This is a genomic window from Sphingobium sp. (assembly GCF_035511395.1).
GTDB lineage: Bacteria > Pseudomonadota > Alphaproteobacteria > Sphingomonadales > Sphingomonadaceae > Sphingobium.
In genome coordinates this window covers 1-10,613 of sequence record NZ_DATKFP010000191.1, presented here as the reverse complement: position 1 = coordinate 10,613, position 10,613 = coordinate 1, and the positions used below count along the sequence as shown (strand labels likewise).

The window sequence follows — 10,613 nt, the reverse complement described above, 5'->3', positions numbered from 1 at the left end:
AGCAGGGCGAAGGCTCCCGCCAGAGCCGCGCCATAAACCAGATGATGCTCCATCGCCTGAAGGGTTTTCTTGGCAATGCGGGAGCCAAGCAAAGCATCGGACGTCGTCCAATATCGGCGACCCGATGGGGTCCGAAAAAGGACCGGCGCGCCGCCCGGCAGGTCGCTTTTGAGCGTCGCCTCGGCGATCTTCGCTGCCACGAACCGCTGATAGTCGGTCGACTTCTCCAGCACATACCAGATGGTGCCGCCAACCCAGATGGCGACCCCCGCCAGCAAGGTCTGGAAGAAGACCTGCGTGGTCATGCGGACATTGTGGACGATGGCCTGCCCGCCCCTCGTCCAGGAACCCAGCGTGTCGTTCCGGAAGATGCTCATGATTACACCTCCTCAGGATCGAGAAGTCCTCGTTCCTGAAGCAAGGCGCGTGCATCTTCCATCCCCTTCTCGAGAATATCGGGCCGGCGCGCGCTCACCGATGCAGCAAGGATCGCGAAGACCTGGATGAGGGTCGCCTGCACTTCGTCGAAGCGGCCATGATAGCCGGCCGCGTCCATGCCTTCATAGCGGTTGAGGATGTCCCGGACATAGTCGGGGATGGTTGAGCCGGCCGCCTGTGCGCCGACAACGAGACGCCCGAAGAGCGCGTCCTTGAACCTGATGGTAACTCTGGGCAAGCGCCGAACTCCTGTTCGTCGCCTGGCCAATCGTGATGAAGCATCGCCCTTATATTCGAATTTCAGCCCGATCTCAATTGATTACATGTAGTCAGGGCGGCAGCCAAACGGTGCCAAGGCAGATCAAGCACTTAGCCGCCCCGCCATCCAAAACGACAGCCAAAGCGTGACCGGGGGCGTCAATCAGTGCCATCAGCGCAATACGCGTAATCGGCCGGAACGCCGCGCAAATGCTGGCGATTCGCGCCCGAAGCACCCGTGCGTACGGTGCATTATAAAACGCCCCCGGCGTGCGTCCTTCCTTCGCAGCGCTTTCCTGCGCTGCGCTGCCTCGTGCCGGAAGGCGCGGGGCACCCCGAAGGGGACTTATAACATACGGCCAAGCTATATCCTTTCCGATCGAAATATCCGGGACCCATGCCCCCCGATCCGCACCCAGTCTGGACGCCGCGACTGCTCAGGCTCTTCTGAATTGCGCCCCGCTATCGCCCGCGTCGTGGCGCCGTGCCGCGTAGCGGTTGCATCCTATGAAAAACATGGCACCATCTTGCCCAGCGGACAGACCTTCGCAGATCTGAAGGATGACGCATGCCCAAAATGAATGACCGCGAACGCCTCGCCGACCTTGAAGCACGGCAGAGGAAAATCGCGGAAGATATCCTCGAAGCCCGCCGCGCTTTGCGCGGCAAATATGCCTCCATCATCTCCGACCTGGAGATCGAACGACTATCCGAGAAGGAATTTCGCGACATATTGGTCCAAGCGATCCGGGTCGGCGGCGGAGCCTGTATCGCAGCCCTCAAGCCGCTCTCCGTTCCCGTGCGAGCCGAACAGACAAAGCGCCCGTAGGGCGTCCCTGCGACGAGCACGGCGGAGCCGCGCGCAGGAGGCCGATGCCGACAAGGCATCGCATCGCCCGAGCGACGGACCCCAATTAGGGGTCCTGAGCCCGGGCGACCTTTCCTCGCCAACAAAAAAAGAGCCGGCCCGGATACCCTCCGGACCGGCCCCAACAATGCTCCTCAGCGGGCTACCCTGTGTTGATCTACAAGCCGGAAGAAATGTGCGGGCACACCTTTTCCACGGATCGCGCGTGCAAGTTGGGACTGGACCCCGCTCCCTTCGCAGACCAGCGCTTCGACGGGGTTCAACGCCAGCATCGCGTCGTTGCGCGCGAACCCGGCCCGGTCGCCCAGATGGCGCCATTTTGCGAGGGTGAAGGCGATCACCGGCACCTTGCGGCTTGCGGCCCAGGCGGCGGCAATCGCGTCGCATCCCTTGTCCTGCGCGGTGGTCGCAAGCACCATCATTGGGACCCGCATGTGGATGTTGTCCAGCCTGTCCCACAGGAGCTGGCTATCCTCCCACACCTTGCCGCCAGAGAAGATCACGATCGGCCCTTTGGGCGCGTGCTGGTCGATCCGGCGCTGGCGGCGTGCTGCAAGGAAGTCGGTCGCCGAAACCACCGCTGCGGTGCGCTTGTTCGACACCATCGATCCCCTCGGCGCGGACCAGGGGCGGCCGGTTTCGGCGGCGAAGGTCTGGGCTGCATGGTCCCGCATGCAGGCTACCGCCTCGCGCGCTTCATCAAGGGACTGGCAGATCGTCTGCGCATCCTCCAGCTGCGCCGTCAGCACCTCGCTGCCGTCCGCATCGCGGATGAGATCGCGGACCTTGCGCGCCGCCTTGTCCGCTTCGCCGTCGAGCTGGTCGGTGACCTTGTGGAGGCTGTGCACGATCCCCCACGCGAGCCGATCCGCTATCGCTTCGAGCCTCGTATCACGCAGCAGATCGAAGAAGGTGCGGATCACAAGTTCGGTCGCCAGTTCCGCCTCACGGGCGAGTGGAAGCCCGACATCGGTCTCGTCATCGGCATGGCTCATCCGGAACCCGTCGATAGTCTCCACGAAGGCCTGTTCGAAGGCGGCGCTCGCGCTTTCCTCTGCGATGAGGTCGGCGATTTCTTCGGTGCTGCGGATGGTGGTAATCGTCGTCATGGGAACCTCCTTGAATTGAAAGAGGTCTTTTTTCCGGCACGGGCTCCGAGCGACGGGGTCAAGGATCGCGTAGCGACCGCGAAGCGGCGGTGGGGGTCACGATTTTCTTTGGCGGCCACCAAAGCCCGAAACCGAAGAGCCACTCTCACTCCGCCAAGGAAAATGGTGGGGCCCCGCCGTCCTTGAGGCCGGCGCTGTCCCCGTGCCACGCTTGAAAGAGTTGAGAGAGAAGAGGAGGCTTGCGAATCGGGGGCTCGATGCCCCCGATTCGCAAATGGGTGCCCCACGCGCGACCCGTCGATAACCACCCACCATGCCCACGGTCGATCGACGCACTACTGGTACGATAGGCACAAGCCGACTAGGGCGCGGCTTATGATGACGGATCGAATGAAGGACGACAGGGACTTTGCGGATGGGTAAGCAGGCTGAACGGGTCGATAGTGCGTCGCGGGTGATCCTGGCGAGCCCCAGCATCCTGTTCAGAACCTTCCGCGACACCGAGACGCTGAAGGCCTGGCGGGTTCCCGACGGTGTCATTGGCAGCTTCACGGCGCTCCAGCCGCGGACAGGCGGCGGCTATCAGCTGAAGCTCCAATACGGAGATGAGCGCATTGGCCTGTCAGCGCCTGGCATGGATCTGATAGAGGGGCGCTTTGCCAAATTTCAGCCCGACGAACATGTCGTCGAGCAGGTCCGCTTCATCGGTCGGGACGGCGGCACCGCCGGCACAATGAAGTTCGAGACCCTGATCAACCCGGTCTCCGGCGGAACCCAGGTGACGCTCCGTGCGAGTGCCCTGCCCGACGCCATCGACGCTAAAGACCATGAAGACGCGCTCGCCGCGTCGCTGCGGCGCCTTGCGATGCTCACCGAGTAAACAGGAAAAGGCGGCCGCTCCAGGTTGGAGGGCCGCCTTCCTGCCTTTCAATTGATCGTCGGCCCGATCCCCGGCGGCCAGAGGAGGTCCGCCGAGTTACCGGCATGGAGCTGCGCCAGCGGCGTGACACCCTGGACGCTGCCCTCGCGCCAGATATCGCAGACGACTTAGACGAGAACGCCGGTCTCGCGATCAGTGCACTCCATCAGTGCCAGATCGCCGCACTCCGCGGCACGCAGGAGCAAGGTATAATTGCGGACGCAAATACCGGGGAAAGCCATGGCCGCCTCACGCCGCGCAAGCGAGCGACTGCACCGCGCCGGGTCGACGCAACGCGCCCGCCGGTATCTCCGCCTCACCCTTGCGAAAGGCGTGAATGGGTACGCTTGCCTTGCGCAGCAGCTGATAAAGATTGGCCTGAAGCCCCGACCCCTCGCACAGCAGCGCCTCGACCGGCTTCAACTCGACGAGCTTGCGGTTGCGGTTGAAGGCAACCTTCTTGCCAGCGCCATAAAGGCCATAAGCAACGAGCGGCACGCCGTTGCCCGGACGCGCTGCCCAAGCCGCGGCAATTGCGTCGGCGCCCTTGCGCTGTCCCGTCGTCACCAGCGTCATATGGGGCAATCGCGCCTTGATCTGATCGAGCCGGTCCCAGACGGGCTGCCAGTTCTCCCACTGCGCGGGACCTGAAAAAATAACGATCGGCCCTTGTGGCAGATGGCGTTCGCGCGCGACGAGTTGCCGCTCGCGCAGGAAATCCTGGACGGCGATCTGGCTGGCAATGGAGACGCTCGATGCACGCGATCCCTTCGCCGGGGACCAGGGCCAGCCCGAGAGCGCGCGATACATTTCGGCGGCATAGTCACGCATGCATTCGATCGCGTCGCGCTGCTCAGCAAGCGACCGGCAAGCAAGCTGCTTTTCCTCAAGTTCGTTCGAATATACTTCGCTGAGGTCGGGTCTGCGAGCCAGATCGCCCAGTTCCTGCGCAATGGCGTCCTCCCGCCTTTCGATCTTCCCGGCGGCGAAGTGAAAAGAATTGACGATGCCCCAGGCAATCTCAGGCGCGAATGGTTCTAGCCGCGTGCCGGTGAAAAGATCGAAGATGGCAGCGACGATCCCACCGCATTCGGCCTGGGCCGCGATGGGCTCTGGCATATCATGTTCGCCAGGTTCATCCCCCGGCTCGATGATCGAGAGCGGCATGGGATCGCCGAACACGGTCTGGAATTCCGGGGTGGCGATAGCCTCTGCATAGAGGGTCTTCAAGTCAGTAAAGCGCTCGACGCTTGCGGGTCGCTTGCGGATCATATCCTGCCCTTTCGAAATGGAAGAAAGAAGAGGCCGGGAGCGCGAAAGCCCCCGGCCAGAGGAGCGGCAAGCCTTCAGAAGGGAACCTCTTCATCGTGCGTATTGTTGGCCGCGAGGCCACCGCTCATGCCCGCCGTGCTGTCGCCAAAGCCACCGCCTTCGCCGTCGACAGGATAGTCGCCGCGCGCCGGCCGCGTCGTGGGCCCGAAATCGTCGCGGCGCTGGGGCCGCCGCCACGCGACACGGAACCCGTCCTGCTCCGTCCCGAACAGCGCGATCGAGAGGGGTTCGGGCAGGCTCGGGTCATCGATCGAGCCCTGGAGGAAGGCTTCACCGGTGGTGCGGGTGGCGACTGCCTCCCACAGGGCGCCGAGCTTGACCCAGCGATTGCCGACATTGAGCGCGATGATCTCATAGACGGGCGCGCGTTCATGATTGCTCTGGACCGGACGCAGCCCCAGCCGCGGCAGGTCGATGGTGTTGGTTGCAATCCAGCCCTGGAGACGATCATTGCGGACGTTGAATTCACCGATATTCATGAGACATTTCCTTTGACGTGCATCGCTCTCGGACCACCCGAAGCGACACCCGCCAAAATCCCTCTCTCCTCTCTGTCCCGACCCATCGGCGGACGCTGCCGCACGCGGCAAAGCGCAAACCCGCTCCCTTCTCCCCGCTCGCTTTCAGGCGTGATCGGCGCTATGATGTCACCCATGGATCCCGAAACGATGCGAACCATCGCGCAACTGGCGCGATCTCGCGCAGAGCGCGGAAGCGCCGCCGCCAATCGCGACGGCCTGGAGCGGCTGGGAGCCGAGCGCGCCCTCCGCCAACTCGCAGCCGACCTCGACGCCACAGCCGAAGAGTTCGAACGCCGCCCTCAGAATTTCCGCCCGCGCGGCTGACCCCTATCTCAGCGGCACCCTCACCTGCGCTGAACCTTCGGCAGCCGATCGTAACCCGCAGGGCCAAGATCCGGCGCAGCCGGAGCTCGGTCGGAGCGGCACTGCAAGCGCTGCGCAGATAGAGCGGCGGTGCCCGCGCAAGCGGGCAGCCGCCTGCCAACCTTCTTATCCAAGACCGATGCATCGCCTCTTGGCAAAGCCGCCCATCTCTGCTGCACCTCAATAGCTATGGGACAGATTTTTCAACAAGCCGAACTGGAAGCCATTGCCAGCGCTTTGGGCGATACCGCCGAGGGTCTTACCAATCCGGAGATCGACAGGCTGATCGAAACCTGTGCCATGGTCGATCCCGGCCCTACCAGGCCTTCGCTGAATGTCAGAAGCGCCTCCAGGATCGAACGCGGATTCTCGGCTTCATCCGGCATGCAATGAAGCCGGCGCGTTATGCCCGCAACCCCATTGCTTCGAGCCAATGCGCGCCAATCTCAACCGGGCGCTGGCCTTTGCAGGTTTTGTCGTGACGGAGGCCGGCCTGCTTCAAAAGGCCGAGCAAGCGACAACCCTGCCAGAAGCGCAGCGCAGGGCGTAGGAACTTAGAAGCGATCTGGAAACCCGTGGCGTCCATCCCGATGTTCTGCGCTACTGCCGCGCAGAACTTCTCGCGGACAATTATTTCCATGCGGTACAGGAGGCCGTCAAAAGCGTCGCCAGCAAAATCCGGGGCAGGACCGGTCTTACGGATGACGGGGCAACGATTGTCGATCGCGCGCTGGCGAGCAACCCTCCGATGCTGGCCGTCAATGCGCTCGTGAGCGCGAGCGAGCGCAGCGAGCAAAGTGGTTTCGCCAACCTAGTACGCGGCGCCTTTGCGATGTTCCGCAATCCTACAGCGCATGAAGCCCGCATTCACTGGCCAATGGCAAAGGCGGATGTCGAGGATCTCCTGTCCCTGGTTACGCTGATCCATCGGCGACTTGACGCCAGCCATATGCCACCGCGCGTTTAAGTTAGGAGAGCGGAACCGGTGCAATCACCCTTGCAGACGCGACCAATACTTATATGCTCATAGGCGGATTGGACACCACCGACCTGTCGCCGGGTCAAACGTCTCTTACCCTTGATGTAGCTCACGCAACCCACCCAATGGGCTGCTGCGTAATCGGCGAACGGCATGCTCAAATCGGAGGTGTACCGTGTTCCAGCTTACGATCCCTGTTACCCAATCGACGCTCGATGCCACCAAGCTCGCGCTCACCAAGGCGCTCGGCGCAGTTAAATCCTCTCACCGGGCAGAGGCCATGGCGCGGGGCTTTGGCTTTCGTGCGTATGCTGCATTTCTGGAGCGCGCGCGATCAAGACAAGTGGAGGCCGCCACAGTAGATGGGGCAGCCTTTGCACAATATCTTGCAAGGCATGATTTCAACGCGGCGGGATCGACGCTTTACCGCGCGGCCGCGCAAGCCGCGCTGATCGGCGTCGCCAAGCGATTTCCGACTCTGACGGCGGCCGGCTTCGGGATGGGCCAGTGGCGATCCGACGAAACGCCCCAGGAACGGCGCGCGCGTTTTGCACAGGGTCGCTCCGACCTCGTCAGCGACTATGCCGCTGCGCCGTTCCTCGCAAGTCTCGCCTTCGTTTCGCGCGTCGATCGGACGAAGACGATCCGGCCGGCGACGAACAGCTATTGGCTCAAGCACGTCGCCGAGGATTATGAGTGCACATATCCTGACGGCGAAAATTTGGGACCGGTCTATGTCCCCAATGGCTTGCTGATCGCCGCCGCCATCCATGTCGGCTTCGATGTGAAACCGCACCTGGACGACTATGGGCGCGAAAAGCTCAACGCAGGCTTCAACATGGCCAAGACGTCACTTTACGATCTCGACTGCGAGATACATCCGGATGGCGCCCGAGCGCAGGACCGCCGCTGGGAAGAGGAACGACGTGCGGCCAGACGATCAGGCTACACCTATTTCTAAGGCCGCCGACGGCCGCGGCGACCCGTCAGTGCCACAAGGACTGCATCACGTCGCCGCGGACGCCATCATGATTTCCACCGCTCCCCGGGTCACGGTCGCCGTCATGGTGCAGCCGGCCGGGACGAGCCAGGAGACATTGCGGCGGATCGCCTCGGCCAGCTGCGCCCTCAGGGCTTCTTCGTCACCCAGCAGGACGGCGTTCGCCATATGGCGCGCTTCCATCTGGAAGTTGGACCGCTGGGTTTCCCAGCTGTCGGCGCCCCGGTCTTCATCCGGCAAGAAGAGGCTCTCCTCGAGAAGCTCCGCAAGCTCATCGGGGTCGACGGAAGCCTTATCGTCGACAAGGATCGTCGCGTCGTCGATGCCATAGCAATCGACCGATCCAACCATCATCCGCAGGGGTGCCTCGCGAGTGCTGATTGCAGGTTCAGATCCTGCGGTCACGGCGATCGCCATTTCGATGCGAAGGGCGGTGACCGAGCCTGTCTCCCCAAGCGAGGCTAGCTCGGCGTCATCGATCCATGTCTGAGCGCCGCCCCGCGTAAAGCTGAAGCGCAGGCTCGCGAGTCGTGCCTGCGCATCATACCGGCTATAACCTTCGAACCCGCGCTCGGCACAAACCGCGGTCGCCCCGATGATCTGGGCGTCATTGAGGATGGGCACCGCGCTTTGCGCAACATCGGGTTCCTGTTCGGGCATAATGATCATGGCCTGGTCGCGCACGGCAGATCCCCTCAGTCGAGTTTCCGGCGTCCAGTCTTTAAGTCAGGGCGAAGGCTGGGGCAGCATGATACCAAGCGCCCGCGCTTCGTTCCATGAAGCATAGGAAAGTCGATGGTCCTCCTGGCCCAGGACCACCCGGTAAATGGCTCGCCGGCACGCATCCAGCAAAGCGCCCTGCGCAGGCCCTGCGATCACCTCCTTCCGCGCGGGAAGGAGAAGGCGCAGATTGGGCGTTTCGCGTATGTCGACGTCGTCGGTCCATCCGCCTGCCCTGTCCACGTCAGCGTTCCGTTCGTCAGCAGATTCTCGAGAAGTGAATAATAAAGCGACCAATGGCGAAACCGCTTGGGTTCGTAGCGCACCACATGGTTCTCGATGCCGTGATCATTCATCCAGGCGCGAAAGATCGGGGACAAAACGATCCGTCTCAGGACGCTCACTCCCGGTATCAGCCATCAGCACGGCGTCAGGCGGCTCAGCTCGGGCGACAAGCTCGATGATCATCGCCGTCGAATTGACGCCGGCGCCCCACGCAGCGAGGACAGGTGATCGGCGGTTCATCACAGAATGCAGGCCAGCACGCAGAGCGGCATGCCAGGCAGCCGGTCCGTCACGCGGACAGGCTGTAACATATCGCCCGTGGCGACGACATATTGCCTCGCGCCCGTGGCACAACGCAGGCGGGTCGCGAGCCGATAGGCATGTTCGAAGGACGCGAGACGCGCTCGCAAAGGGGACAAGGTCTGCATCGGAGTTCCAACTTGAAGGGTTGGTCGGTGGCCGTGAGAAACTGCGCGCTATCAACGGCATGAAAATGCCGGAACGAATTTCCGTCCTACCAGGGGAAGGTCGGCAAGGCGTCTTCGTTGGGTCCGTCGCAATCGAGCAGGACATAGTCACAGCCCTGGGCGCGCCCCAGCGCCAGAATTGCCGGAATTTCCTTCGGGAGGTGACGTGCCGCCGCTCCGCTCGTCTCGACACGCGTCGGAAGGAACCAGCCATATTGAGTCGGCGCGACGGAAAGCGGCTGGCGCGCTGGCGGGAGGTCGGCCCAGTCGTTCAACAGCTTGCCCGTCGCGCAGCGGATATGGGCGGTGCCGAGCACCAGATACTGGCCCTTCTCCATGAGTGGTCCTTTCGATGTTCAGGGATAGCGAAGCGCCGCCGCGAACTGGCGCAGCAACGACGTCATTTCGGCCCTTAACCGGGCACGGCTGGAGATGATCAGCTCGGGCTCGAGCGTCCTGCCAGCGGGCGACCTGTAGCCGGTAGCCGCAAGGCCAGGAGCAACCTCGACGACGATCCGATGGCCGCGAGGGCGGTGCGGCCCGGTATAACGGGCCGTGAACTCGCCCAGACGAACGTAGAGTCCCAGAGTGACCTTTCCCCAGCGAATTTGGCCTGACGCGCGTACCTGGCCCTCCGCAAGCCCGCGGCTAAGCCACAGCCGGAACTGGGATCGTCTCTGGATCGCCGAATTGCGGACCCGCTCCATGGTGCGGCACAGGGAAATGGACGATGCAACGGCATCGAGAAACGCGAAACATTTGTCCTCGACCGCGATCAGCATGTCCTCAATATCGCGGCTCTGCGTCCACCGGAAAGGATTTGGGCACCAATCATCCGGTGCGTCCAGCGAACAGAAGTCGCGATCGCTATCTATCTGCAGGATGACGGGCCGATCCGATAGCCCCTGTCGATCCAGATCAGCGGCGAACATGTCTAAATGCACCAAAATCGATGATCAACAGCCGCCGCGTCCAGCGAACGGGTCGCGGCGCGTCCGTCGGAGCGAACCAGCAACTTGGCAACGGCCGTGGCGGAGTTGACGATCCTGCTCCCCGCGCTGCGGGCTGGCTCGCAATGGCGGAGAAGGCACGGCGCGCCGTATCGAACAAATCATCGGGACGCCCGCCCCCGGCCCGGAACCCAAGATCATAGGCCGATGCGGCTGGTGCCCCCTCAAACGAATGCGATCTGCGGTCCCAGCCGGCCGTTGCCGCATATTATCGCGAGGTTGTAATAATGCGAAGGAGCGCGGGACATAAGTGCAAAACCGCCATATTTTGCCACGCTCCTTCGCATTAATTTACAGGGTGTCCAGCCACTCCATCAAACTGGCCTCTCGTTTCCACGAAGGAG

The 10,613-nt window shown here is 62.8% G+C and carries 14 protein-coding genes and 1 pseudogene; 6 read left to right on the top strand and 9 right to left on the bottom strand.

What is annotated here, in order from left to right; all coding sequences use genetic code 11:
* Positions 1 to 377 (bottom strand): annotated as a pseudogene (locus VMR39_RS13130) (conjugal transfer protein TraD); the annotation flags it as partial.
* Positions 378 to 379: 2 nt separating this feature from the next.
* On the bottom strand, positions 380 to 676 hold the full coding sequence (locus VMR39_RS13125) for a hypothetical protein (protein ID WP_325416450.1): 297 nt from the start codon (positions 674 to 676) through the stop codon (positions 380 to 382).
* A gap of 588 nt (positions 677 to 1,264) precedes the next feature.
* Here VMR39_RS13125 and VMR39_RS13120 point away from each other — a divergent pair.
* Complete coding sequence (locus VMR39_RS13120) at positions 1,265 to 1,525, top strand: hypothetical protein (protein WP_325416449.1); 261 nt, start codon at positions 1,265 to 1,267, stop codon at positions 1,523 to 1,525.
* A gap of 173 nt (positions 1,526 to 1,698) precedes the next feature.
* On the opposite strand, the gene VMR39_RS13115 is transcribed toward VMR39_RS13120, so the two are convergent.
* Entirely contained in the window at positions 1,699 to 2,673 is a 975-nt protein-coding gene (locus VMR39_RS13115) for a DUF2493 domain-containing protein (protein ID WP_325416448.1), read from the bottom strand.
* 415 nt (positions 2,674 to 3,088) lie between these two features.
* On the opposite strand from VMR39_RS13115, the gene VMR39_RS13110 reads away from it, so the two are divergent.
* Positions 3,089 to 3,553: an SRPBCC domain-containing protein gene (locus tag VMR39_RS13110; RefSeq protein ID WP_325416446.1), complete on the top strand. Its 465-nt coding sequence runs from the start codon at positions 3,089 to 3,091 to the stop codon at positions 3,551 to 3,553.
* Between the two features lie 288 nt (positions 3,554 to 3,841).
* Here the strand turns inward: VMR39_RS13110 and VMR39_RS13105 are convergent, their stop codons facing one another.
* Together VMR39_RS13105 and VMR39_RS13100 are read right to left on the bottom strand one after the other, a co-directional pair.
* On the bottom strand, positions 3,842 to 4,864 hold the full coding sequence (locus tag VMR39_RS13105) for an SLOG family protein (protein WP_325416445.1): 1,023 nt from the start codon (positions 4,862 to 4,864) through the stop codon (positions 3,842 to 3,844).
* A gap of 74 nt (positions 4,865 to 4,938) precedes the next feature.
* Positions 4,939 to 5,403, bottom strand: coding sequence for a DUF736 domain-containing protein (locus VMR39_RS13100; protein ID WP_325416444.1), 465 nt, complete (start codon positions 5,401 to 5,403; stop codon positions 4,939 to 4,941).
* A gap of 174 nt (positions 5,404 to 5,577) precedes the next feature.
* Here VMR39_RS13100 and VMR39_RS13095 point away from each other — a divergent pair, with 174 nt between their 5' ends.
* The 4 genes from VMR39_RS13095 to VMR39_RS13080 all read left to right on the top strand — a co-directional run bounded on the left by VMR39_RS13095 (position 5,578) and on the right by VMR39_RS13080 (position 7,748).
* Positions 5,578 to 5,769 (top strand): hypothetical protein, encoded by a 192-nt coding sequence (locus VMR39_RS13095; protein WP_325416443.1) that lies wholly within the window; start codon positions 5,578 to 5,580, stop codon positions 5,767 to 5,769.
* Positions 5,770 to 5,898: 129 nt separating this feature from the next.
* Positions 5,899 to 6,201 (top strand): hypothetical protein, encoded by a 303-nt coding sequence (locus tag VMR39_RS13090; protein ID WP_325416442.1) that lies wholly within the window; start codon positions 5,899 to 5,901, stop codon positions 6,199 to 6,201.
* Positions 6,202 to 6,373: 172 nt separating this feature from the next.
* Positions 6,374 to 6,775 carry a TIGR02391 family protein gene (locus tag VMR39_RS30485; protein ID WP_414712511.1) on the top strand — a complete coding sequence of 134 codons (402 nt, stop codon included), beginning with the start codon at positions 6,374 to 6,376 and terminating at the stop codon, positions 6,773 to 6,775.
* Positions 6,776 to 6,962: 187 nt separating this feature from the next.
* Positions 6,963 to 7,748: a hypothetical protein gene (locus VMR39_RS13080; RefSeq protein ID WP_325416439.1), complete on the top strand. Its 786-nt coding sequence runs from the start codon at positions 6,963 to 6,965 to the stop codon at positions 7,746 to 7,748.
* A 45-nt stretch (positions 7,749 to 7,793) separates the two neighbouring features.
* Here VMR39_RS13080 and VMR39_RS13075 read toward each other — a convergent pair whose 3' ends face one another.
* The 4 genes from VMR39_RS13075 to VMR39_RS13060 form a co-directional block, all read right to left on the bottom strand.
* Positions 7,794 to 8,471, bottom strand: a complete 678-nt coding sequence (locus VMR39_RS13075; RefSeq protein ID WP_325416437.1) for a hypothetical protein — start codon at positions 8,469 to 8,471, stop codon at positions 7,794 to 7,796.
* Between the two features lie 560 nt (positions 8,472 to 9,031).
* Positions 9,032 to 9,220, bottom strand: a complete 189-nt coding sequence (locus VMR39_RS13070; protein ID WP_325416435.1) for a hypothetical protein — start codon at positions 9,218 to 9,220, stop codon at positions 9,032 to 9,034.
* Between the two features lie 86 nt (positions 9,221 to 9,306).
* Positions 9,307 to 9,597, bottom strand: a complete 291-nt coding sequence (locus VMR39_RS13065) for a hypothetical protein (protein WP_325416434.1) — start codon at positions 9,595 to 9,597, stop codon at positions 9,307 to 9,309.
* 18 nt (positions 9,598 to 9,615) lie between these two features.
* Entirely contained in the window at positions 9,616 to 10,191 is a 576-nt protein-coding gene (locus VMR39_RS13060; protein WP_325416433.1) for a hypothetical protein, read from the bottom strand.
* Between the last annotated feature and the right edge of the window lie 422 nt (positions 10,192 to 10,613).

Excerpts from the sequence above, each read along its gene's own strand:
- VMR39_RS13120 (WP_325416449.1), top strand. The coding sequence starts at position 1,265 with ATGCCCAAAATGAATGACCGCGAACGCCTCGCCGACCTTGAAGCACGG.
- VMR39_RS13115 (WP_325416448.1), bottom strand. The coding sequence starts at position 2,673 with ATGACGACGATTACCACCATCCGCAGCACCGAAGAAATCGCCGACCTC.
- VMR39_RS13110 (WP_325416446.1), top strand. The coding sequence starts at position 3,089 with ATGGGTAAGCAGGCTGAACGGGTCGATAGTGCGTCGCGGGTGATCCTG.
- VMR39_RS13105 (WP_325416445.1), bottom strand. The coding sequence starts at position 4,864 with ATGATCCGCAAGCGACCCGCAAGCGTCGAGCGCTTTACTGACTTGAAG.
- VMR39_RS13100 (WP_325416444.1), bottom strand. The coding sequence starts at position 5,403 with ATGAATATCGGTGAATTCAACGTCCGCAATGATCGTCTCCAGGGCTGG.
- VMR39_RS13095 (WP_325416443.1), top strand. The coding sequence starts at position 5,578 with ATGGATCCCGAAACGATGCGAACCATCGCGCAACTGGCGCGATCTCGC.
- VMR39_RS13070 (WP_325416435.1), bottom strand. The coding sequence starts at position 9,220 with ATGCAGACCTTGTCCCCTTTGCGAGCGCGTCTCGCGTCCTTCGAACAT.
- VMR39_RS13065 (WP_325416434.1), bottom strand. The coding sequence starts at position 9,597 with ATGGAGAAGGGCCAGTATCTGGTGCTCGGCACCGCCCATATCCGCTGC.
- VMR39_RS13060 (WP_325416433.1), bottom strand. The coding sequence starts at position 10,191 with ATGTTCGCCGCTGATCTGGATCGACAGGGGCTATCGGATCGGCCCGTC.